At 68.3% G+C, this 20,363-nt stretch carries 22 protein-coding genes and 1 pseudogene; 12 read left to right on the top strand and 11 right to left on the bottom strand.

Annotation, left to right across the window (positions count from 1 at the left end; genetic code table 11):
* Positions 1–11 precede the first annotated feature (11 nt).
* On the bottom strand, positions 12–986 hold the full coding sequence (locus tag NL1_RS12440) for an NADPH:quinone oxidoreductase family protein (protein ID WP_067838256.1): 975 nt from the start codon (positions 984–986) through the stop codon (positions 12–14).
* Between the two features lie 110 nt (positions 987–1,096).
* Here NL1_RS12440 and NL1_RS12445 point away from each other — a divergent pair, with 110 nt between their 5' ends.
* From NL1_RS12445 to NL1_RS12455, 3 genes are all read left to right on the top strand, one after another.
* The gene (locus NL1_RS12445) at positions 1,097–1,423 is read left to right on the top strand and encodes a type VII secretion target (RefSeq protein ID WP_067838260.1); all 327 of its coding nucleotides are present in this window, start codon (positions 1,097–1,099) and stop codon (positions 1,421–1,423) included.
* Positions 1,420–2,562, top strand: a complete 1,143-nt coding sequence (locus NL1_RS12450; protein ID WP_067838263.1) for a transglycosylase SLT domain-containing protein — start codon at positions 1,420–1,422, stop codon at positions 2,560–2,562. The genes NL1_RS12445 and NL1_RS12450 overlap by 4 nt, the downstream gene beginning before the upstream one ends.
* 192 nt (positions 2,563–2,754) lie before the next feature.
* On the top strand, positions 2,755–3,528 hold the full coding sequence (locus NL1_RS12455) for an acyl-[acyl-carrier-protein] thioesterase (RefSeq protein WP_067838266.1): 774 nt from the start codon (positions 2,755–2,757) through the stop codon (positions 3,526–3,528).
* A 42-nt stretch (positions 3,529–3,570) separates the two neighbouring features.
* Here the strand turns inward: NL1_RS12455 and NL1_RS12460 are convergent, their stop codons facing one another.
* Complete coding sequence (locus tag NL1_RS12460; RefSeq protein WP_067838269.1) at positions 3,571–5,241, bottom strand: FAD-dependent oxidoreductase; 1,671 nt, start codon at positions 5,239–5,241, stop codon at positions 3,571–3,573.
* 192 nt (positions 5,242–5,433) lie between these two features.
* Here NL1_RS12460 and NL1_RS12465 point away from each other — a divergent pair, with 192 nt between their 5' ends.
* Complete coding sequence (locus NL1_RS12465; protein ID WP_067838272.1) at positions 5,434–5,925, top strand: SixA phosphatase family protein; 492 nt, start codon at positions 5,434–5,436, stop codon at positions 5,923–5,925.
* A 29-nt stretch (positions 5,926–5,954) separates the two neighbouring features.
* Here NL1_RS12465 and NL1_RS12470 read toward each other — a convergent pair whose 3' ends face one another.
* Entirely contained in the window at positions 5,955–6,155 is a 201-nt protein-coding gene (locus tag NL1_RS12470; RefSeq protein WP_067838275.1) for a hypothetical protein, read from the bottom strand.
* Positions 6,156–6,241: 86 nt separating this feature from the next.
* Between NL1_RS12470 and NL1_RS12475 the strand changes: the two genes are divergently transcribed.
* The 6 genes and pseudogenes from NL1_RS12475 to NL1_RS12495 all read left to right on the top strand — a co-directional run bounded on the left by NL1_RS12475 (position 6,242) and on the right by NL1_RS12495 (position 10,186).
* Positions 6,242–6,610 (top strand): VOC family protein, encoded by a 369-nt coding sequence (locus NL1_RS12475; RefSeq protein WP_067838277.1) that lies wholly within the window; start codon positions 6,242–6,244, stop codon positions 6,608–6,610.
* A gap of 131 nt (positions 6,611–6,741) precedes the next feature.
* Positions 6,742–7,224 (top strand): MerR family transcriptional regulator, encoded by a 483-nt coding sequence (locus NL1_RS12480; protein ID WP_245673203.1) that lies wholly within the window; start codon positions 6,742–6,744, stop codon positions 7,222–7,224.
* On the top strand, positions 7,221–8,240 hold the full coding sequence (locus tag NL1_RS12485; protein WP_067838280.1) for an aldo/keto reductase: 1,020 nt from the start codon (positions 7,221–7,223) through the stop codon (positions 8,238–8,240). The genes NL1_RS12480 and NL1_RS12485 overlap by 4 nt, the downstream gene beginning before the upstream one ends.
* 136 nt (positions 8,241–8,376) lie before the next feature.
* A pseudogene (locus NL1_RS40400) lies at positions 8,377–8,829 on the top strand (carboxymuconolactone decarboxylase family protein); the annotation flags it as partial.
* A 21-nt stretch (positions 8,830–8,850) separates the two neighbouring features.
* Complete coding sequence (locus NL1_RS40405; protein WP_444980018.1) at positions 8,851–9,159, top strand: GNAT family N-acetyltransferase; 309 nt, start codon at positions 8,851–8,853, stop codon at positions 9,157–9,159.
* 31 nt (positions 9,160–9,190) lie between these two features.
* Positions 9,191–10,186: a pirin family protein gene (locus NL1_RS12495; protein WP_245673204.1), complete on the top strand. Its 996-nt coding sequence runs from the start codon at positions 9,191–9,193 to the stop codon at positions 10,184–10,186.
* Positions 10,187–10,277: 91 nt separating this feature from the next.
* On the opposite strand, the gene NL1_RS12500 is transcribed toward NL1_RS12495, so the two are convergent.
* The 3 genes from NL1_RS12500 to NL1_RS39405 form a co-directional block, all read right to left on the bottom strand.
* The gene (locus NL1_RS12500; protein ID WP_067838286.1) at positions 10,278–10,757 is read right to left on the bottom strand and encodes an SRPBCC family protein; all 480 of its coding nucleotides are present in this window, start codon (positions 10,755–10,757) and stop codon (positions 10,278–10,280) included.
* Positions 10,754–11,086, bottom strand: coding sequence for an ArsR/SmtB family transcription factor (locus NL1_RS12505; protein WP_067838289.1), 333 nt, complete (start codon positions 11,084–11,086; stop codon positions 10,754–10,756). The genes NL1_RS12500 and NL1_RS12505 overlap by 4 nt, the downstream gene beginning before the upstream one ends.
* 98 nt (positions 11,087–11,184) lie before the next feature.
* A complete protein-coding gene (locus NL1_RS39405; protein WP_245673205.1) occupies positions 11,185–11,325 on the bottom strand; it encodes a hypothetical protein in 141 nt (46 codons plus the stop codon).
* 42 nt (positions 11,326–11,367) lie between these two features.
* Between NL1_RS39405 and NL1_RS12510 the strand changes: the two genes are divergently transcribed.
* Positions 11,368–11,673 carry a hypothetical protein gene (locus NL1_RS12510; protein WP_245673206.1) on the top strand — a complete coding sequence of 102 codons (306 nt, stop codon included), beginning with the start codon at positions 11,368–11,370 and terminating at the stop codon, positions 11,671–11,673.
* A gap of 36 nt (positions 11,674–11,709) precedes the next feature.
* Here NL1_RS12510 and NL1_RS12515 read toward each other — a convergent pair whose 3' ends face one another.
* Positions 11,710–12,708 carry an aldo/keto reductase gene (locus tag NL1_RS12515; RefSeq protein WP_067838292.1) on the bottom strand — a complete coding sequence of 333 codons (999 nt, stop codon included), beginning with the start codon at positions 12,706–12,708 and terminating at the stop codon, positions 11,710–11,712.
* A gap of 113 nt (positions 12,709–12,821) precedes the next feature.
* On the opposite strand from NL1_RS12515, the gene NL1_RS12520 reads away from it, so the two are divergent.
* A complete protein-coding gene (locus tag NL1_RS12520; RefSeq protein ID WP_067838412.1) occupies positions 12,822–13,685 on the top strand; it encodes a helix-turn-helix transcriptional regulator in 864 nt (287 codons plus the stop codon).
* A 1-nt stretch (position 13,686) separates the two neighbouring features.
* Here the strand turns inward: NL1_RS12520 and NL1_RS12525 are convergent, their stop codons facing one another.
* From NL1_RS12525 to NL1_RS12540, 4 genes are all read right to left on the bottom strand, one after another.
* Positions 13,687–14,334, bottom strand: a complete 648-nt coding sequence (locus tag NL1_RS12525) for a DUF8020 domain-containing protein (protein WP_067838295.1) — start codon at positions 14,332–14,334, stop codon at positions 13,687–13,689.
* A gap of 122 nt (positions 14,335–14,456) precedes the next feature.
* Complete coding sequence (locus NL1_RS12530; RefSeq protein WP_067838298.1) at positions 14,457–14,921, bottom strand: MarR family winged helix-turn-helix transcriptional regulator; 465 nt, start codon at positions 14,919–14,921, stop codon at positions 14,457–14,459.
* Positions 14,922–15,307: 386 nt separating this feature from the next.
* Positions 15,308–15,892: a hypothetical protein gene (locus NL1_RS12535; protein ID WP_156094818.1), complete on the bottom strand. Its 585-nt coding sequence runs from the start codon at positions 15,890–15,892 to the stop codon at positions 15,308–15,310.
* 473 nt (positions 15,893–16,365) lie between these two features.
* Complete coding sequence (locus NL1_RS12540; RefSeq protein ID WP_067838302.1) at positions 16,366–20,319, bottom strand: DNA-directed RNA polymerase subunit beta'; 3,954 nt, start codon at positions 20,317–20,319, stop codon at positions 16,366–16,368.
* Positions 20,320–20,363 lie beyond the last annotated feature (44 nt).

A 20,363-nucleotide genomic window follows, 5' to 3' on the forward strand; every position in this document is an offset into this window, starting at 1 on the left:
GACAGCCGCGCTCAGCGCACGGTGACGACGACCTTTCCGGTGGCGGTGCGGTTGTCCAGCGAGGCGACGGCTTCGGCGGCCCGGTCCAGCGGGTAGAGCACCGGCTGCGGCGGCGCGATCTTGCCGGAGGCCAGCAGCGGCTCCACCTCGGCCCACTGTTCGGCCAGGTAGCCCGGGTGGGTCATGACCCACTCGCCCCACGCCGCGCCGGTTACCTCGACGTTCTTGAGCAACAGGCGATTCACCTTCACGGTCGGGATCTCGCCGGCGGTGAAGCCGACCACCAGCAACCGACCGGCCGAGGCCAGCGAGCGGATGCTGTCGGTGAAGCGGTCGCCGCCCACCGGGTCCAGCACGATGTCGACGCCGCGGCCGCCGGTCAGCTCCTTCACCGCGGCCAGCCAGCCGTCGGTGAGCACCACGTCGGTGGCCCCGTTGGCCTTGGCCACCTCGGCCTTCTCCGGCGTGCTCACCACTGCGATGACCCGGCCCGCGCCCAGCGCCGCCGCCATGCGCAGCGTCGAGGTGCCGATGCCGCCCGCGGCGCCGTGCACCAGCACTGTCTCGCCTTCGGCCAGCCTGCCGCGGTTGCGCAGGCAGAAGTGCACCGTCAGATCGTTGAACAGGATGCCTGCGCCCGCCTCGAGCGAGATGTTGTCCGGCAGTTCGAACACCATCTGTGCGGGCGCCACCGCGACCTCGGCCATGGCGTTGCCGAGCAAGGTCAGCGCGACCACCCGATCACCAGCCTCGACGTGCGCGCCGGCGGGCGCCTCGCGCACCACGCCCGCGACCTCGCCGCCCACCACGAACGGCAGCTGCGGCTTCATCTGGTAGAGCCCGCGGGTCATCAGCACGTCGGGAAAGGCCACGCCCGCCGCATGCACGTCGATGACCACGCCGCCCGGATACGACGCGGGCTCGGGGATCTCGACGATCTCGACCGCTTCGGGTCCCTCCAGCTTGCTGACCTGGGCTGCGCGCATGTGCCGACCTCTCTGTCCGATTCGACGACATCGGTCGTCGTCGATGACACCGTGACCAACATAACGCTATGCTGGCCGCGACTTTCAGGTCGGGGAGAAGGGGGTTTTCCATGGTCGACGGTGCGCAGCCCGCGACGCAGCTGCAAGTGAATCCGCAAGCGCTGCAGACGTTCGCGAACAATCTCGGCGGGGAGGCCGGACTGATCCGCGGACTGAATATCGGCAACGGGTTCAATCCGGCCGTCTCGGCGCTGCAGGGCACCACGTTCGGCAACTCGGCGGGCCGCGCCACCGACCTGACCGATCAGTGCCTGAAGCGCATCGCCGACCGGATCGACAAGGTCGCCCAGAGCACCCGCACCGCGGCGGGCGCCTACGAGGTCGCCGAGGACGATTTCGCGGCCCGCCTCCGCACGATCACGCTCGAGCTGCCATGACGCTCACCATCGCGAACGTCGCCGCCTGGGAGCCCGCCCAGATCGGCACCGCGGGCGCGAACGCGCGCACGCTCTCCGAGCAGCTCGACGCGGCGGTGCGCAAGGGTTCCGACGACACCGCCAGGCTCGGCACCGACAAGGTGTGGTCCGGCGCCGCGGCCGACGCCGCCAACCAGCGGATGGACACCGAGAAGACCCGGGCGGGCGCGGTGAGCACCGCGCTGCTCGAACTCGCCACCGCCTTCGAGGCCGAAGTCGGCAACCTCACCGAAGCCAAATCCAACCTGCTGCGGCTGCGCGACCAGGCGGCGAGCGCCGGTCCCGTCCCGGCCGCGGGCATGGGACTGATCACCGGCTTCACGGTGAACGACAACGGCACCGTCGACGCCACCGCCCGCACCGACGAACTGCTCCGCGACCTCACCGGCCAAGCCGCCGACGACCTGCGCATCCGCATCCGCGCCGACGCCGCCAACTGGGAAACCCAGATCACCACGGCCCTGCAGACCGCCGAGACCGTGGCCGCCGAGGCGCAACGCAAGGTCGACGCCGCCGTCACCAAACTCCAATCGGCCCTCGACGGACTTTCCGACACCAACCTCATCCCGCCGCCCTCGACCACCACCACACCGGCCGCCACCACCCCACCCGCGACGCAGGGCCCGAGCAAGCCGCAATACGTGATGTCGGGCGGGAACAGCAGTTACTCCGGTTCGTCGTCGGACTCGTCGTACTCCGGCAGCCCGTCCTCCTCGAACGCTCCGACGGGTCCGATGCCGACCGGCGACAAAGCGAAGTGGATCGAAGAGGCGATCGAGGCGCTGCGTGCCAAGGGATACGACATCAGCGACAGCGAGGCCGCGATCATCTCGATGATCATCGACAAGGAATCCGGCGGAAATCCGCACGCGATCAACCTCTGGGACAGCAACGCCGCGGCCGGAATCCCGTCGAAGGGCCTCATGCAAACCATCGACCCGACGTTCAATTCTTACAAGCTGCCCGGTCACGACGACATCTGGAACCCGGTCGACAACATCATCGCCGGAACGCGCTACGCCATCGAACGCTACGGATCCCTCAGCAACGTTCCAGGAATCGCGGCGATGAGCCGGGGAGAGGGATACGTCGGCTACTGATCACCAGCGGATTCGCGGCGCCGCCGATCCGGCGAGCCGCCCAGTCTCCAGGCGATTCCGGACACGGTGCGCCGGTTCGCATACCAATGAGTACAGGCGGCTCGACGCGAGGGTGTGACGTACGCCCCGTAAAGTCGTCTCACAACAGCACCGCAAGAAGACGCGGCACAACGTGCAGCGCGAGGAGCACCAGTGTCACTCGATCAGCCACTCGTCCCGCTGAGCCAGGAGGGCATGGGCTATGCCTCGGCGTGGCCAGTACGGGCTGGCGATGTGGATCCGTACGACCGATTGAGGTTCGACGCCGTCGCCAGATACCTGCAGGATATCGCCTGGGAACAGCTGCATCACACGTTCCTGCACCGGTCTGATCCGAGCTGGATAGTTCGCCGCACGGTCATCGACGTCATCCGCCCGATCGTCTGGCCCGACACCGTGCATCTGCTGCGCTGGTGTTCGAGCATGTCGACGCGCTGGACGAACATGCGGGTGCGGATCACCAGCGACAACGGCGGGCTGATCGAGACAGAGGGCTTCTGGATCAACATCAACGAGTCGACCAACCGGCCCACCAGGATCAGCGACGACGGCCTGTCCTACCTGGCCAAGACCGCGGCCGAGCACCGGCTGCGGTGGCGGCCGTACCTGACCGACTCGACGCCCCCGGAATCGGACACCGATCTGCCGTTTCCGGTGCGGGCCACCGACATCGACCAGTACAACCACGTGAACAACGCCTGTTACTGGCAGGCGGTGGAGCAGTTCCTGGTGGAGTACCCCAAGATCGTCGCGGGTCCGCACCGGGCGGTGATCGAATACGTCGCCCCGGTGCTCGCGCGCCAGCACATCAGCGTGCGCAGCCGCTACGAACCGGGTGACCGCAACGGACGCCCGGTGCTGCGGCTGTGGTTCGTCGTCGGCGGGACGACCACGACCGTCGTTCGGATCATGCCGCTGCCCGCCTGATCGGCCGGCCGGGATCGCACGGAACCCGACCGGCCCGGCGACTCAGCCGCGGGCGGCCTTGAGCAGGTCCTCGCGGGTGGTGAACTTGACGCGCGGACGGCCCGCGGCCTTGCCCGCCGTCTTCTCCGCCTGATCGATGGACTTCCAGCCCTCGCGATCGACGAGGTCGGCCTGCCGCTGCGCGATCAGCGCCTTCAGCGCACCCCGATCGCCTTGCGGCGCGGCGAGTTTGCCCGTGGTGAAGTCGGCGATGAGCTGCTCGACGGTCTCCTCGGAGTCGGTGCGGTTCGAGCCGATGACCCCGCGCGGCCCGCGCTTGATCCAGCCGCTGACGTACACGCCGGGCACCGGAACGCCGTCCGCACCGAGCACCCGGCCGTGCTCGTTGGGCACCACGGCGCGGCGCTCGTCGAACGGCAGGCCGGCGACCGGCTCGCCGCGGTAACCGATGGAGCGCAGCACCAGCGCGGCGTCCAGCCGGTCGGTGCGATCGGTCGCGCGCGCGACCAGCTGACCGCCCTCCTCGACCAGTTCGTTGTGCACGAACTCGATGCCCTCGACGTGGTCGGCGCCGGTGAGCGCGGTCGGCGAGGCCAAGTAGCGGAACACGATCCGCTTGTTGGCCGGGTCGCGACGACCCGCGGCGTACTCCTCGGCGAGGGTGTACTTCAGCTGGAGCGAGGGCTCCACGTCCGGGTCGTCCAGCAGCGCGCGAGAAGCCGGGTCGAGTTCGAGCTCGGCCTCGTCGACGATCACGTCGACACCCTTCAGGTGGGTGAGCGCGAGGAACTCCGGCGAGGTGTAGGCCGCCTGCAGCGGGCCGCGCCTGCCGAGCACCACGACCTCGCGGATGTTGCTGCGGCGCAAGGCGTCCAGCGCGTGATCGGCGATGTCGGTCTTGGCGAGTTCGTCGGGGCCGACGGTGAGCACCCGCGCCACGTCCAGTGCGACGTTGCCGTTGCCGACGATCACGGCCCGCTCGCCGGACAGGTCGAACTGCCGGTCGGCGTAATCGGGATGGCCGTTGTACCAGGCGACGAACTCGGTGGCCGAGTGGCTGCCTGGCAGCTCCTCGCCGGGAATGTTCATGTGACGGTCGCTGGCCGCGCCGACCGCGTAGATCACCGCGTGGTGGTGCCCGAGCAGCTCCTCGTGCGAGATGTGCGTGCCCACCTCGACGTTCAGGTAGTACTGCAGGGTCTCGCGGCGGAACGCGGACTCGAACATGCCCGAAACCGTCTTGGTCCCGGGATGATCGGGGGCGACGCCCGCGCGCACCAGACCCCACGGTGTCGGCAGCCGGTCGAACATCTCGACCTCGGCATCGCAGCGGCGCAACAGTTCGTCGGCCGCGTAGCAGGCCGCGGGCCCGGCGCCGACGATCGCCACGCGCAGCGTGCCGAGCTCTTTCGGCGGCCGCTGCGGCGTCACGATCGGGTCGAAGTTGGATTCGAGCGGATGCCGTTCGAAGTAGGCGGCGTTGATGTCGCGGAATCGCGCGAGCGAGGCCGTCAGATCGTCCTCGGGGAAGATGGCGTCCACCGGGCACGCGTCCACACAGGCACCGCAGTCGATACAGGTGTCCGGGTCGATGTAGAGCATTTCGGTCGTCGCGAACTCCGGCTGGTCCGGCGTGGGACGAATGCAGTCGACCGGGCACTCGGAGACGCAGCTGGCGTCGTTGCAACAACGCTGCGTGATTACGTAGGCCATAGTGTGCAGATCCTCGAAAATGTACGTGGGCTGGTGCCACCCTGGTGTTTGAGGTGGGCCGCGGTGTCACAGAGAGCGGATAGCGGAATGTGACGCCGCTTTCAGTGTGCCTCGAGAGTGGTGTACGCCTCTCCCCGGACTGCCTTCGTGCCTATCACACCCGCGTGACGGGCGGAGGCTTACGGTATTGCCATGGTGCGGACCCTCATCCTGATGCGGCACGGCAAGTCCAGTTATCCGGACGGTGTCGGCGATCACGAGCGCCCGCTCGCCCCGCGCGGGCTGCGGGAGGCCGGGCTGGCGGGCGAATGGCTGCGCACGACCCAGCCGCCGATCGATGCGGTGCGCTGCTCGACCGCGGTGCGGACCCGGGAAACCCTGGCCGCCACGGGCGTCACGGCGCCGGTCGTCTACGAGCGCGGCATCTACGAGGCCTCGCCGCGGACGCTCATCGAACTGATCCAGCTCAGCGACGACGACGTCGAGACCCTGCTGATGATCGGTCACGCACCCGGAATGCCGTGGACCGCATGGGAACTGGCGGCCAATCGCACGTCGAACCAAGCCGTCGAGCTGAGCAGGAAGTTCCCCACGTCGGCGATGGCGGTGCTCGAATTCGACCGTCCGTGGGCCGATATCGACCCGGGAACCGGCGAACTCGTGCGCTTCCACATCCCCCGCTGAGGCGGGTCGCGCGCACCGAGCAGCTCGGCTCAGCGCAGCAGTTTGCCGCCCACCACAACGCCGACGCCGAGCAGGATCAGCAGCAGAAACGCGACGAATCCGTTTGTCAGCCACCAGACCACGCCGAGCGCGACGACGAACGGCGCCACCGCGATCGCGGTGATCACGGGACTCTCTTTGACCGTGGCCCAGGCCGATCGGGCCCGGACACGGTCGATTTCCTTGGGCATGCCACCAGGGTAGGCCCGTTTCCGCCCGACGGCCCGGGACCTGCGATATCGGCGCACGTGTCGGTGCGCGGTGGGATGCTGACCCGATGGATTGGAAAATCGAACTCGTCGCCATCCCGGTCACCGATGTCGATCGGGCCAAGGATTTCTACACCCGCATCGGCTTCAACGCCGACCACGACCATTCGCCCAGCGAGGACATCCGCTTCGTGCAGCTGACGCCGCCGGGCTCGGGATGTTCGATCTGTATCGGGCGGGGCATCACCGAGGCGGCCCCCGGCAGCGTCGAGGGCATGCAGATGGTGGTCTCCAGCGCCGAGAAGGCCTACCAGCAGCTGATCGAGGCGGGCGTGGACGCCACCCCGGTCAAGGACATGGGCTGGGGGCTGTTCACCTTCTTCAGCGATCCCGACGGCAACAAGTGGGCCGTTCAGGAATTGCCGAAGTACAACTGATCCCCCTCGCCCCGCGCGTTGGACCTTCGCATCGAGTGACGAGCGCCTCCCGCTGTTGGCACAATCGGACTTGCTTGGAGTGCACTCCAGGTGACTAGCGTCGTCCGTGTTCGACGAGAGGGGCGAGTTCCGTGAACGAGCGTCAGCTGGGCGGAGTCGTGACCGCAACGGCCCGTCACAACGGTGACAGCGAACGGGAGCGGCCGAGGTACTCGATCGGCGAGGCCGCGGAGCGATCGGGCCTGAGCCGCGACACGCTGCGCTGGTACGAGCGGATCGGGCTGATGAATTACATCGGCCGCGACCACGCAGGCAAGCGCCGGTTCAGCGACCGGGATCTGGAATGGCTCGAGCTGATCGGCAGGCTTCGCACCACCGGCATGTCGGTCGCCGACATGCTCCGCTACGCGGAACTGGTGCGCGCCGGTGCGTCCACCTTCCCGGAGCGGCTCGCGATGTTCCGCGATACCCGCGCCGAGGTACTCGCCAAGATCGCCGAACTGCAGCAGACCGTCGCCGTGCTGGATCACAAGATCGCCTTCTACGAAGGCAAATCCACCGCGATCCGGCCGGCCGCGCTCACCACGCACGACAGCGAAGGGATCAAGGCATGACCACCACCGATACGCTCCCCACCAGCACGCTGGGCGCCGACGGCATCCGGGTCGGAACGCAGGGCCTGGGTTGCATGGGCATGAGCGAGTTCTACGGCCAGTCCGATCTCACCGAGTCGCGGGCAACCCTGGACCGGGCGCTGGAACTCGGCGTCACCCTGTTCGACACGGCCGACGTCTACGGCTCGGGCCACAACGAGGAATTGCTCTCCGATTTCGTGCGGGCCAACCGTGATCGGGTGGTGCTTGCCACCAAGTTCGGCATCGTCCGCAAGGCCGACGACCCCACCTACCGCGGCATCGACAACTCCCCCGAATACATCCGCGCCTCGGTGGACGCCAGTCTGCGCAGGCTGGGCATCGACGTCATCGACCTCTACTACATGCACCGCCGCGATGTGCGGGTGCCGATCGAGGAAACGGTCGGCGTCATGGCCGAACTCGTCGCGGCGGGCAAGGTGCGGGCGCTCGGGCTCTCCGAGGTGACCGGCGCGGAGCTGCGCGCGGCGCACGCGGTGCATCCGATCGCCGCGGTGCAGTCGGAGTGGTCGCTGTTCTCCAGGGACGTGGAGAACACCGCGGTCCCCGCCGCCGCCGGACTCGGCGTCGCCTTCGTGCCGTATTCGCCGCTCGGCCGCGGCTTCCTGACCGGATCGTTCGCGGCGGCGGGAGAGCTGGCCGACGCGAACGACTTCCGCAAGGCGATGCCGCGCTTCACCGGCGACAACGCGGCCCGCAACGTCGAACTGCTCGCCCCGGTGCGCGCCATCGCCGAGGCCCGCGGCGTGACGCCCGCGCAGATCGCGCTGGCCTGGGTGCACAGCAGGGCGGCCGCGCACGGGCTGCCGGTGGTTCCGATTCCTGGCACCCGCAGCCGCAAGCGGCTGGCCGAGAACGTGGCCGCCGCAACGCTCACGCTGTCCGCCGACGAGCTCGCGACGCTCGAGCCGATCGCGGCGCAGGTGGCCGGAAGCCGGTATGCGGACATGACTTTCACCTCCGCCGGGCGGGAGTGAGTCGCACGCCCCGTGTCGCCCGGCCCGAGATCCGGGCCGGGCGACAACTCGTTCCGAGCGATGCACAGGCTGACGGGCGAGAGCCCCGCCTCACATAGGGTGACATGTCAACCAATTGCGACTAAGATCCGTTCTCATGAACCTCGAGAATCGGGTGTGGGTCGACAAGCAGACACCCGTCGCCTACCGCGCCCTGCTCGCCACGGCGAAAGAGGTCAGGTCCGCGGCCGAGGCGGCCGGGCTCGACCGCAGGCTCGTCGAGCTGGTCAATCTCCGGGTTTCCCAGCTGAACGGCTGCTCGCACTGCCTGGACGTGCACTACCGCGCCGCGCTGCGGGCGGGCGCCACCGAGCAGGAGATCGCGGTACTGCCCGCCTGGCGCCGGGGCGGGCCGTTCTCGCCGCGAGATCGGGCCGCACTCGCCCTCGCCGAGGTCACCGCCGTTTTGCCGGATGAGGCGACGCTCGAGCGTGAGTACGCTCTGGCACGAGAGCATTTGTCCGATGACCAGATGTCGGTAGTCGTCTGGGTCGCCACCACGATCGGCGCGTTCAACCGCGTGTCGATCATGAGCAAGCACCCGGTTCGGGCGCACAAGGAGGAGGCAGCCATGACCGAGCTCGCGGAGACCAAGGTCGCACGCAATGCCGAGCAGAACCGCTACGAGGTCTACTACGGCGGCGAACTGGCGGGCTTCACCGAATACATCGAGCGCGACAACGACACCGACTTCGTGCACACCGAGATCGACAAGGCCTTCGGCGGCAAGGGCCTGGGCACGGTGCTCGCCAAGGAGGCACTCGACGACGTGATCGCGCGCGGGCGCACCATCACCGCGCACTGCCCGTTCATCAAGGCCTTCGTCGACAAGCACCCGGAGTACGACCCGCACGTGGTCGGCAAGGGCATCCAGCGATGAACGCGCGCCACGTTTCGAGCGCGGGAGAGGCATGTCGGTGAGCGATCTCGATCCGCATCCCGCGGAATCGGTGTGCGAACCGGCGCCGGGCCCCGGCCCGGTCACCGAGCTCTACCCGGCGCGCGAGGTGCCGCTGGGCGGCGTGCGCGGCGTCTTCGTGGAACGGGTGCTGCCGCAACGGGATCTGCCGACGGTGGGCGCCTGGTGCTTCCTCGATCGCTTCGGCTCCCCCACGGTCACCAAGACCGGCGCGCCGCCGGATATCGACCCGCACCCGCACATCGGCCTTCAGACGGTGACCTGGCCGTTCGAGGGCCGCATCCGGCATCGGGATTCGGTGGGTTCGGATGTGGAGATCAACCCCGGTCAGCTGAACCTGATGACCTCCGGTCGCGGCATCGCGCATTCCGAATACGCCGATGCCGACGCCCCGGCGGGCCACGGCCTGCAACTGTGGATCGCACTGCCCGGCCATCGCGCCGCGGTCGACCCGCATTTCGAGCAGCATCGCGACCTGCCGGTCTACGAGGCCGACGGTGTGCGCGCCATCGTGCTGATCGGTTCGTTCGCGGGGCTGACCTCGCCCGCCATGGCCTACACCCCGATCGTCGGCGCCGATGTGCGGATCGATCCCGGCGCCGAGATCGCCATTCCGCTGAACCCGGCCTTCGAGCACGCGCTGCTGGTGATCGAGGGCGAGGTGACCGCCGCAGGCACCGAGGTGAAGCCGGGACCGCTGCTCTACCTCGGCTCCGACCGGGCGGAGCTGCGGCTGGCCAGCGGCACCGGGGCGCATTTCGCGCTGATCGGCGGCGAGCCGTTCGGCGAGGAGCTCGTGATGTGGTGGAACTTCGTGGGGCGCAGCCACGAAGAGATCGTCGCGGCTCGCGAGGATTGGGAGAACCGTCGTGTCGAGCGATTCGCCGACATCGCCGGTCACACGCCCGACCAGCGCATCCCCGCGCCGCCGTTGCCTCCGCTGCACCTGAAGCCGCGCAAGCGGCGCATCGGCATGGATCGTTCCTGAATCACGGTCCGGCCCGGGACTTTCCGTCGGCGCCGAAGAGGAATTCGACCCGGTTCGGCCCCCGCTCGATCGCGGGGGCCGCGGGCCCGGCTCAGGCGGACTTGGCGAGCAGGTCGTCCAACGCCCGGTAGCTGGCGTTGAGCCCTTCGGACATCCCTGCCTGCAGCATGCCGTCGCGCTCCCCCGGCGTGTGGAACTGGCTGACGGTGACGACCTTGGTGCGGCCGTCGCCGAGATCGACGAAGGTGGTGGCGTCGATGGCGACGTGGGCGGGCATGCCGTCCCATTCGAAGGACTGCACGATCCGCTCCTTCGGGGTGATCTCGCGGAACCTCCCTTCGAAACCGTGCGGGCCGCCCTCGGAGTGGTCGACGAAGCGGTAGTGGCCGCCCTTGCGGAACTCCCAGCGCTCCACGTCGAATCGATTGCCCTGGGCCCACCACTGGACCAGCAGTTCGATCCGGCTGTAGGCGTCCCACACCCGGTCCAGCGGGGCGTCGAAGATCCGCTCGATGTGGATCTCGCGGTCGACGGGGGTGGTGATATCGGCATCGCGGGTTGTCGTGCTCATGTGCCTGGCTCCGTTCGTTCGAGGAATTCACCGAGACGGTCCATCCGGGCTTCCACCATTCGCCGATAACCCTGCAGCCACGCCACTTCGCGGTCGAAAACGTTCTCGCCGAGTCGGCAGTATCTGACCCGGCCCCGCTTCTCCGTGACGATCATGCCCGCATCCTCCAGCAGCCGGATGTGCTTCTTGATGCCGGTGAGGGTCATCTCGAAACGCTCGGCCAGCTCGGTGACTGTCGCGGGCCCGCGACCGAGATGCTCGAGGATCCCACGCCGGGTGGGGTCCGCCAGCGCCCCGAACGAGGCGTCGAGGAAGTCATACTGAACCATCAGGTTCAGTATCGCGAGCCCACGCGACCCGAGTCAAGGCCCGCGCGGAAATTCTGGACAAGCCGGGTTCGGACGGCTAAAAATAGAACACGTTTCAGTCAAGTGCCTCGGCGGGAGTTCGGGATGGACAGCGCGACCATGGGGGATCTGGTGATGGCCGGATTCCAGAAGCTGGGCTTCATCCAATACGCCGGAATCGAGGGCGTCGAGTTCGACGCCGGGCGCAATGTCGTGTCCATCGCCCCGAACACCTCAACCACAACGGCGATCTGCACGCGGCCGTGCTCTTCGGCCTGGCCGAGACCGCCGCGATGGGCGCCGCCGTCTCGGGCATCGTCGACCTGATGGGCGAGACGTTCATCGTCGCCCGCAACGGCCGCATCGAATACCTGGCGCGAGCCAAGGGCACGGCGGGCCCCTTCCGCGCGACGTCGGAATTCGGCGCGGACACTGTCGAGCGCCTCCGCGCGGACATCGCGGGACGCGTCGCGGTGGAGCTCGAGGTGCCCGTGCAGATCGCGGACAGTTCGGGAAAGCCGGTTGCCGCGGCGGCATTCACCGCCGTGATCCGCCCGCGAAGGACGTAGGTCGAAGGCCCGGACACCCGCTGCCTACAGCGGTTTTCACCGTTCGCTGTCCAGTATCTCCATTTGCGCGGCCGCGTACCTCTCCCCGGCGACCTGGTCCGCGGGCACGGCCGCCTCGATGCTCGCCAAGTCGTCGGCGTCGAGCCGGATGTCGAGCGCACCGAGCGTTTCCGCCCAGCGCTGCGGGCGCCGCGCGCCGATGATCGGCACGATGTCCGAGCCCCTGGTGAGCACCCAGGCGATCGCCAGCTGCGCTACCGAGACGCCCTTGGCGGCGGCGATCTTCGCCAGTGCGTCGACCAAACGGAGATTGCGCGTGAGGTTCTCGCCCTGGAAGCGCGGGCTGTGTGCGCGGAAGTCGTCCGCGCCGAAGGTGCTGCGCGTGCGCACGGTATCGCTGAGCAGGCCGCGCGACAGCACACCGTATGCGGTGATGCCGATGCCGAGTTCCCTTGCGACGGGAAGAGTCTCGGCTTCGATGCCGCGCGAGACGAGCGAGTACTCGATCTGCAGGTCGGCTATCGGGTGCACCGCGGCGGCGCGGCGCAGTGTTTCCGCGCCGACCTCGGACAGGCCGATGTACCGGACGTAGCCCGCCTCCACCAGCTCGGCGATGGCGCCGACTGTGTCCTCGATCGGGACCGCCGGATCGAGCCGCGCGGGCCGGTAGACATCGACATAGTCGACACCGAGGCGCTGTAGCGTGTAGCCGAGGAAGTTGCGCAGCGCGACCGGGCGGTTGTCGATGCCGCCCCAGCTTCCGTCCGGCCCGCGCAGCGCACCGAACTTCACGCTGAGCCGGATGTCCTCGCGGGGACGGCCCGCGATGGCCCTGCCGATCAGCATCTCGTTGTGGCCCGCGCCGTAGAAGTCGCCGGTGTCGATGAGGTCGGCGCCGGAATCGAGGGCGGCGTGGACGGTGGCGATGGACTCGGCGTCGTCGGCCGCGCCGTACATGCCCGACATGCCCATGGCACCGAGCCCGAGGCGCCCGACCGTCGGTCCGGTGGCGCCGAGTGCGGTCTTCTCGATCATGGATTTCGTCATGTACCCACTCTGACCTGCGGGCGCAGGTTCGCGGCAGAGATCGCTCATCGGGGGATCGGCGATCCCTGGCCCGCGCGGGCGAAATCCGCGACAGTGGTGTGGTGGATCGTTCCGAACTGGCCGATTTCCTGCGCCGCCGCCGCGAACAGCTCACGCCCGCGGAGGTCGGCCTGCCACCGGGCGTGCGCCGTCGCACGCCGGGTCTGCGCCGCGACGAGGTGGCGTTGCTGGCCGGGATGTCCACCGACTACTACACCCGGCTGGAGCAGTCGCGGGGCCCGCGTCCGTCCACTCAGGTGCTGACCGCGCTGGCGCGGGCACTGCGATTCAGCAACGACGAGCGCGACCACCTCTTTCACCTGTGCGGACACCAGCCGCCCGGACCCCCGTTCGGCGACAAGCACGTCGGCCCCGGGCTGCTGCACATGCTCGCCAAGCTCGACGACATCCCAGCGGCGGTGGTCACCGACCTGGGCGAAGTGCTCGTCCAGAACCGGATGCACACGCTGCTCGTCGGCGATCGCGCGGACCGGAGCGGCCTGGACCGCTACTACGCCTGGAGCTGGTTCACCGACCCGTCCGCACGCGACCTCTTCCCGGAGGAGGATTGGGATCGCCTGAGCCGTCAGCACGTCGCGGATCTGCGCGCCACCGCCGCCCGCAGGGCCGGGGACGCCGATGTCACCGAGTTCATCGGGGCGCTGCGCGCCGCAAGCGCCGAATTCGAGCGACTGTGGACCGAACACGAAGTGGCGGTGCGGCTCTCGGACACCAAGCGCATCGCGCATCCGGTGGTCGGGCTGATCGACACCGTGTGCGAAACGCTGCTCACCCCGAACGCGGCCCAGCGGTTGCTGGTCTACCTGCCGCGGCCGGGGACCGAGGCCGCCGAGAAGATGGAGCTGTTGCGGGTCGTCGGGACGCAGGATCTCAGCCCCGCGCCCTCGACCGAGCGTGGAGTGTGAGTCAGGGCTGGCCGGTGAGGTAGGCCTGGGCCGCGTCGATGGCGGGCTGACCGCCGGCCTGGTAGAGCCCGGCGAACGCGCCGATGACGCCGCCGACGACGGTGGTGATCGGGACCGTGATGAAGTCGAGGACGAACAGCCCCAGCGGGAATCCGACCAGGAAGCCGATGCCCGCGCCGATGGCCGCGCCCGCGAGGATCTGCGGCATGGCCTTCTCGGCCTCGGCGAAGAAGCGTTCCTGCGAACTGATCTCGCGCACCGGGGTTTCCGACATCGCGGTGGGGGCGAGGGTCAGGCGCGCGCCCTCCTCGTCCACGGTCGGGGTGAGATCGATGCGGTGGCCCTCGATGTGCAGGGTCATCGGCAGGGCGGCGACGATGTTGCCGGTGCGGTCGGCGATGGTGACGATGCGATCGTCGTTGACCAAGCCGAAGCGGCCCTCCTCCAGCGTGGTCACCGTGGATCGGCGGTCCTCGGCGACGGCGACCCGGTAGTCGATCTCATGGAAGGCGCCGGTCAGATTCAGCGCCGCGGCGGCAGGCGCGGTCTGCGCGGGCGGCTCCGCGGGTTCGGCGTGCACGACGCCCGCGGTGAGTCCGGTGGCCGCCAGTGCCAGCAACGCCGTCGCGGTAATTCTGCTGATCCTCATCCTGTGCTTTCTGTCGCGCCCGTCCGGTTCGCCATGTCCGGTTTATCCGCCGACAACTTACCGGCCGCGGCGCGGATTCAGAAGAGCGTCAAGGCAATTGGGTGTGATCTAACAGCGACGGTTCAGTCGCGTAGCTCGGCGCCAAGGCGCTGGAGGTAGCCGGCGAAGCGGCGGCGGTCGTCGGCGGACCAGTCGGCGGTGAGCTCGGCGAAGACGGCGCGCTGCCAGTCGCGAGCGTCGGCGAGCAGGCGTTCGCCACTGACGGTGAGACGCAGCGCGGTGCGGCGGCGGTCGACCGCGGACTCGGAACGGGCGACGAAGCCCGCCGCGGTGGCGTCGCGCACCATGCGACTCGCGCCCGACTGGTCGAGGCCGAGTTGGTGGGCCACGGCGCTGACCGTCGGCTCGCCGCCCGCCTCGGTCGCCGTGGCCACCGCCTCGACGACCTGGAGGTGCTGCACGTTCCGCAACTCCTCGGGCAGGCGCGCGGAACTGCGGTTGATCCACCGCCGGGACCAGAAGCGAACCACCTGGAACAGCGCGGGTCCGCCGTCGACGGCGGGGTCCGGGGTGGCGGTCCTGTTCATGAGGTTCAGGGTAGTCGCCCGAGGGGATATGCATGCGAACCGCATGCAATGGGGGTGGCGTGTATACACGCCCGCCGCTTCCGAACTCTCGAGCGCATCAGCGCACGGTACGTGTGCCGGGCCGTCATCCAGCGGGCGCAAAGGGCGAACGAAACGCCCCGACCTCTCCCGAAGCTCGATCGCCTCAGCGCACGATACGGCCAGCCGGGCCATCATCCAGCGGGCGCAAAGGGCGAACGAAACGCCCCGACCTCTCCCGAAGCACGATCGCCTCAGCGCACGATACGGCCAGCCGGGCCATTGCCCGGCGGCGCGGAGGCGGACGAAATGCTCTGGCCGTTCCCGAACACTCGAGCGCCTCACCGCACGGCACGACGAGCCGGCCATCACCCGCCGGCACGAAGACGGACCTCGTTCACCAAGTGGAGCAGGGTGTCCAGTGTCGCGGGCGGGCCGGACAACCTGGCGAAGGCGAGGGTGTCGACGGGGCCGTCGAATTCGGCGGCGAAGGCATAGGTCATCGCGACGCGCACTCTTGGCTCGCCGTCGATGTCGACCCGGGATTCGGCGAACGAGGTCTCCGGATCGGTTGCGCGCCAGCGTGATTCCGCTCCGATGAGTTCCGCGCGGAAACCGGCCTGCTCGATATCGCCACAGGGCGCGAGACAGGAGTGCACGCCGATCCAGCCGCCTGCCTTGCTCCCACCCCGCGCGTCGGCGCACGTCCACACCACATCGGCCCGCAGGCGCTTGCTGCCACCGACGCACCCCCAGGTCTCGGGAACATCGAAATCGAACGGCATGCCGCGCAGACCACGCATCGGCACGAGCCGCGCACGCGGTCCGTAGGTCGGACCGACCACCGGGCCAGGCGCACCGTCGCGCACCAACCGCACCGCGGGCCGCCGCGGCACCTCCCTCGGCAACGCGGCGGGCATCCCCTGCGGCGGCGGCCCGATCACCGATGTCACAGGCCCCGCACCCGGCCTCTCCTCCTGCCGCTCCGCCTCCCACAACGCGGCCGCCCCCACGCAGAAAACCACGGACACAACCAAACTCACCAGCGCCCCCGCCGCTCTCCCGCGCACGACCCCCCGCCGCCCCACTCTCCACCCCAACGCATTGCCGCCCACGAACGCGCCCCCTTACGCACACTCAGCCGTCCGGGCCGCCCCGACACCGAACCAGCGCCAAGGCGTGCCACATCCTAACTGCGCCAACTCCTTTCGGTCGCAACATTCAAAATCCCAACGCGCTTCACGTCCTCGCAGAGCTTCCGCACGCCTCGCAGAGGTCACACCCACTGCGAAGCGTATGGACGGCCTGCGAGGTCTACCGGGTCCGTCGACATGCCCCGATTTGCCGCGGGTTCCAGGCGCACCGGAATGCGAACGGCCCCCGCTCCGGGAGGAGCGGGGGCCGAATGCCTATCGGTGACTGCCGATTACCGGTAGTCGCTGAAACCGTAGTCGTCCAGCGGGACTGCGGCGCCGGTGGTGGCGCCGAAGCTGTCCGGGCTGTAGTAGGTGTCGTCGTAGGACGGCACCGCGTACGCCGCGGCACGAGCCTCTTCGGTCGGCTGCACCTGGATGTTGCGGTAGCGGTTGATACCGGTACCGGCCGGGATCAGCTTGCCGATGATCACGTTTTCCTTGAGGCCGATGAGCTTGTCGGAGCGGCAGTTGATCGCCGCGTCCGTCAGGACTCGAGTGGTCTCCTGGAAGGACGCCGCCGACAGCCACGAGTCGGTGGCCAGCGACGCCTTGGTGATACCCATCAGCACCGGGCGGCCGGAGGCGGGCTCGCCGCCTTCGGAAACCACGCGACGGTTGGAGGACTCGAACTCGGAACGCTCGGTGAGCGAGCCGGGCAGGAACTCCGTGGCACCCGAATCGATGATCGTCACGCGACGCAGCATCTGGCGCACGATGACCTCGATGTGCTTGTCGTGGATCGACACACCCTGCGAGCGGTAGACCTCCTGGACCTCGTGGACCAGGTGGATCTGCACCTGACGGGGGCCCATCACGCGCAGCACCTCGTGCGGATCCGCCGCGCCTTCCAGCAGCTGCTGGCCGACCTCGACGTGGTCACCGTCCGAGAGCAGACGCTCGGTGCCGTCGTCGTGCTTGAACACGCGCAGACGCTGACGCTTCGAGAGCTTGTCGTAGACAACCTCTTCACCACCGTCGTCCGGGATGATGGTGATCTTGTAGAAGCGATCGTCGTCCTCGAGCCGCACGCGACCCGAGACCTCGGCGATCGGCGCCTTGCCCTTCGGCACACGAGCCTCGAAGAGCTCCTGAACACGCGGCAGACCACCGGTGATGTCGTCACCCGCGACACCACCCTGGTGGAAGGTACGCATGGTCAGCTGGGTACCGGGCTCACCGATGGACTGCGCGGCGACGATACCGACGGCCTCGCCGATGTCGACCAGCTTGCCGGTCGCCATGGAGCGGCCGTAGCAGGTCGCACACACGCCGGTGCCGGTGGTGCAGGTCAGCACGGAGCGGACCTTCACCTCGGTGATGCCCGCGTCGAGCAGCGCCTCGATGGCCGGGTCGCCGAGGTCGGCGCCCTTGCCCACCACCACGTTGCCGGACGCGTCGTGCGCGTCGGCGGCGAGCGTACGAGCGTACGCGGAGGTCTCCACGTGCGCGTCGCGGATGATGGTGCCGTCGAGCTGCTTCTCGGCGATCGGCACGACGATGCCGCGCTCGGTGCCACAGTCGTGCTCGCGCACGATGACGTCCTGCGAGACGTCCACCAGACGACGGGTCAGGTAGCCCGAGTCGGCGGTACGAAGCGCGGTGTCGGCCAGACCCTTACGAGCACCGTGGGTGTTGATGAAGTACTCCAGAACCGTCAGGCCCTCACGGAAGGAGGACTTGATCGGCCGCGGGATGAACTCACCCTTCGGGTTCGTCACCAGGCCCTTCATACCGGCGAGGGTACGGGTCTGGGTGAAGTTACCCGTGGCGCCCGAGTCGACGATCGTGATGATCGGGTTGTCGGCCGGGTAGTGCGCGCGCAGCGCCTTACCCACCTCTTCGGTCGCCTCCTGCCAGATCTTGACCAGGGCGTTGTTGCGCTCCTGGTGATCGAGCGCACCACGCTGGTACTTCTTCTCGATCTGATCCGACTGCGCCTCGTAGCGCTCCATGATCTCGGCCTTCTCCGGCGGAACGAGAACGTCCGACATGGAGACGGTGACACCCGAACGCGTGGCCCAGTAGAAGCCCGAGTCCTTGAGCTTGTCGACGGTCTGCGCGACCACGATCATCGGGTAGCGCTCGGCGAGATCGTTGATGATCGTCGCCTGCCGCTTCTTCGGCATCTGCTCGTTGATGTACGGGTAGTCCGCGGGCAGCAGCTCGTTGAACAGCACCCGGCCCAGCGTGGTCTCGGTGGTCCACGCGTCGCCGCGCTGCCAGCCCTCCGGGAACAGCTCCGCCTCGACCTCGCGCGGCGGACGCTGGGTGGTGAGCCGCACCTTGATCTGCGAGCGCACGGTCAGTTCGCCGCGGTCCACGGCCATCTGCGCCTCGGCGGGCGAGGAGTACACGCCGAACTCCGGCTCGTCCTTCGACGCGGGCCGGTACTCGCCCTTGGCGCCGTCGACCTGACGGGTCAGGTAGTACAGGCCGGTCACCATGTCAAGACGCGGCATGGCGAGCGGACGACCCGACGCGGGCGACAGGATGTTGTTCGAGGACAGCATCAGGATGCGTGCCTCGGCCTGCGCCTCCGCCGACAGCGGCAGGTGCACGGCCATCTGGTCACCGTCGAAGTCGGCGTTGAACGCCTCACAGACCAGCGGGTGCAGCTGGATGGCCTTGCCTTCCACCAGCTGCGGCTCGAAGGCCTGGATGCCGAGGCGGTGCAGGGTGGGCGCACGGTTGAGCAGCACGGGGTGTTCGGCGATGACCTCTTCGAGGACGTCCCACACCTGCGGCCGCTGCCGCTCCACCATCCGCTTGGCGGACTTGATGTTCTGCGCGTGGTTCAGGTCGACCAGGCGCTTCATCACGAACGGCTTGAACAGCTCCAGCGCCATCAGCTTCGGCAGACCGCACTGGTGCAGCTTCAGCTGCGGGCCGACGACGATGACCGAACGGCCCGAGTAGTCGACGCGCTTACCGAGCAGGTTCTGACGGAAGCGGCCCTGCTTGCCCTTGAGCAGATCGGACAGCGACTTGAGCGGACGGTTGCCCGGTCCGGTGACCGGACGGCCGCGGCGGCCGTTGTCGAACAGCGCGTCGACGGACTCCTGCAGCATCCGCTTCTCGTTGTTGACGATGATCTCGGGCGCGCCGAGGTCGATCAGTCGCTTGAGGCGGTTGTTGCGGTTGATCACGCGACGGTACAGGTCGTTCAGGTCGGAGGTGGCGAAGCGGCCACCGTCGAGCTGAACCATCGGGCGCAGCTCCGGCGGGATCACCGGAACGGCGTCGAGCACCATACCCATCGGCGAGTTGCCGTTGGTCTGGAAGGCCGCGACGACCTTGAGCCGCTTGAGCGCGCGCAGCTTCTTCTGGCCCTTACCGCTGCGAATGGTCTCGCGCAGGTTCTCGGCCTCGGCCTCGATGTCGAAGTTCTCCATCAGCTTCTGGATGGACTCCGCACCCATGGCGCCGGTGAAGTACTCGCCGTAGCGGTCGGTCAGCTCGCGGTAGAGCACCTCGTCCACGATGAGCTGCTTGGTGGCCAGCTTGGTGAAGGTGGTCCAGATCTCCTCGAGCCGGTCCAGCTCGCGCTGGGCACGGTCACGGAGCTGGCGCATCTCGCGCTCGCCGCCGTCCTTGACCTTGCGGCGCACGTCGGACTTGGCGCCCTCCGCCTCCAGCTCGGCCAGGTCGGCTTCCAGCTTCTGCGCGCGGGCCTCGAGGTCGGCGTCGCGCTGATCGGCGACGGCCTTCTTCTCGACCTCCATCTCGGCTTCGAGCGTGGAGAGCTCGTTGTGACGCAGCTCCTCGTCGACGCCGACGATGACGTACGCGGCGAAGTAGATGATCTTTTCCAGATCCTTCGGCGCGAGGTCGAGCAGGTAGCCGAGGCGCGACGGCACGCCCTTGAAGTACCAGATGTGGGTGACAGGCGCGGCCAGCTCGATGTGGCCCATCCGCTCACGGCGCACCTTGGCGCGGGTGACCTCGACGCCACAGCGCTCACAGATGATGCCCTTGAAGCGGACACGCTTGTACTTACCGCAGTAGCACTCCCAGTCCCGGGTGGGACCGAAGATCTTCTCGCAGAAGAGGCCGTCCTTCTCCGGCTTCAGCGTGCGGTAGTTGATGGTCTCCGGCTTCTTCACCTCACCGTAGGACCACTGGCGGATGTCTTCGGCGGTGGCAAGGCCGATCCGGAGTTCATCGAAGAAGTTGACGTCTAGCACGTAACTTCCTTTCCCCTGTGCGGGTCGAATTCGAGCAAAAGTTC

It is taken from the genome of Nocardia lijiangensis NBRC 108240 (genome assembly GCF_001613045.1).
Lineage (GTDB): Bacteria > Actinomycetota > Actinomycetes > Mycobacteriales > Mycobacteriaceae > Nocardia > Nocardia lijiangensis.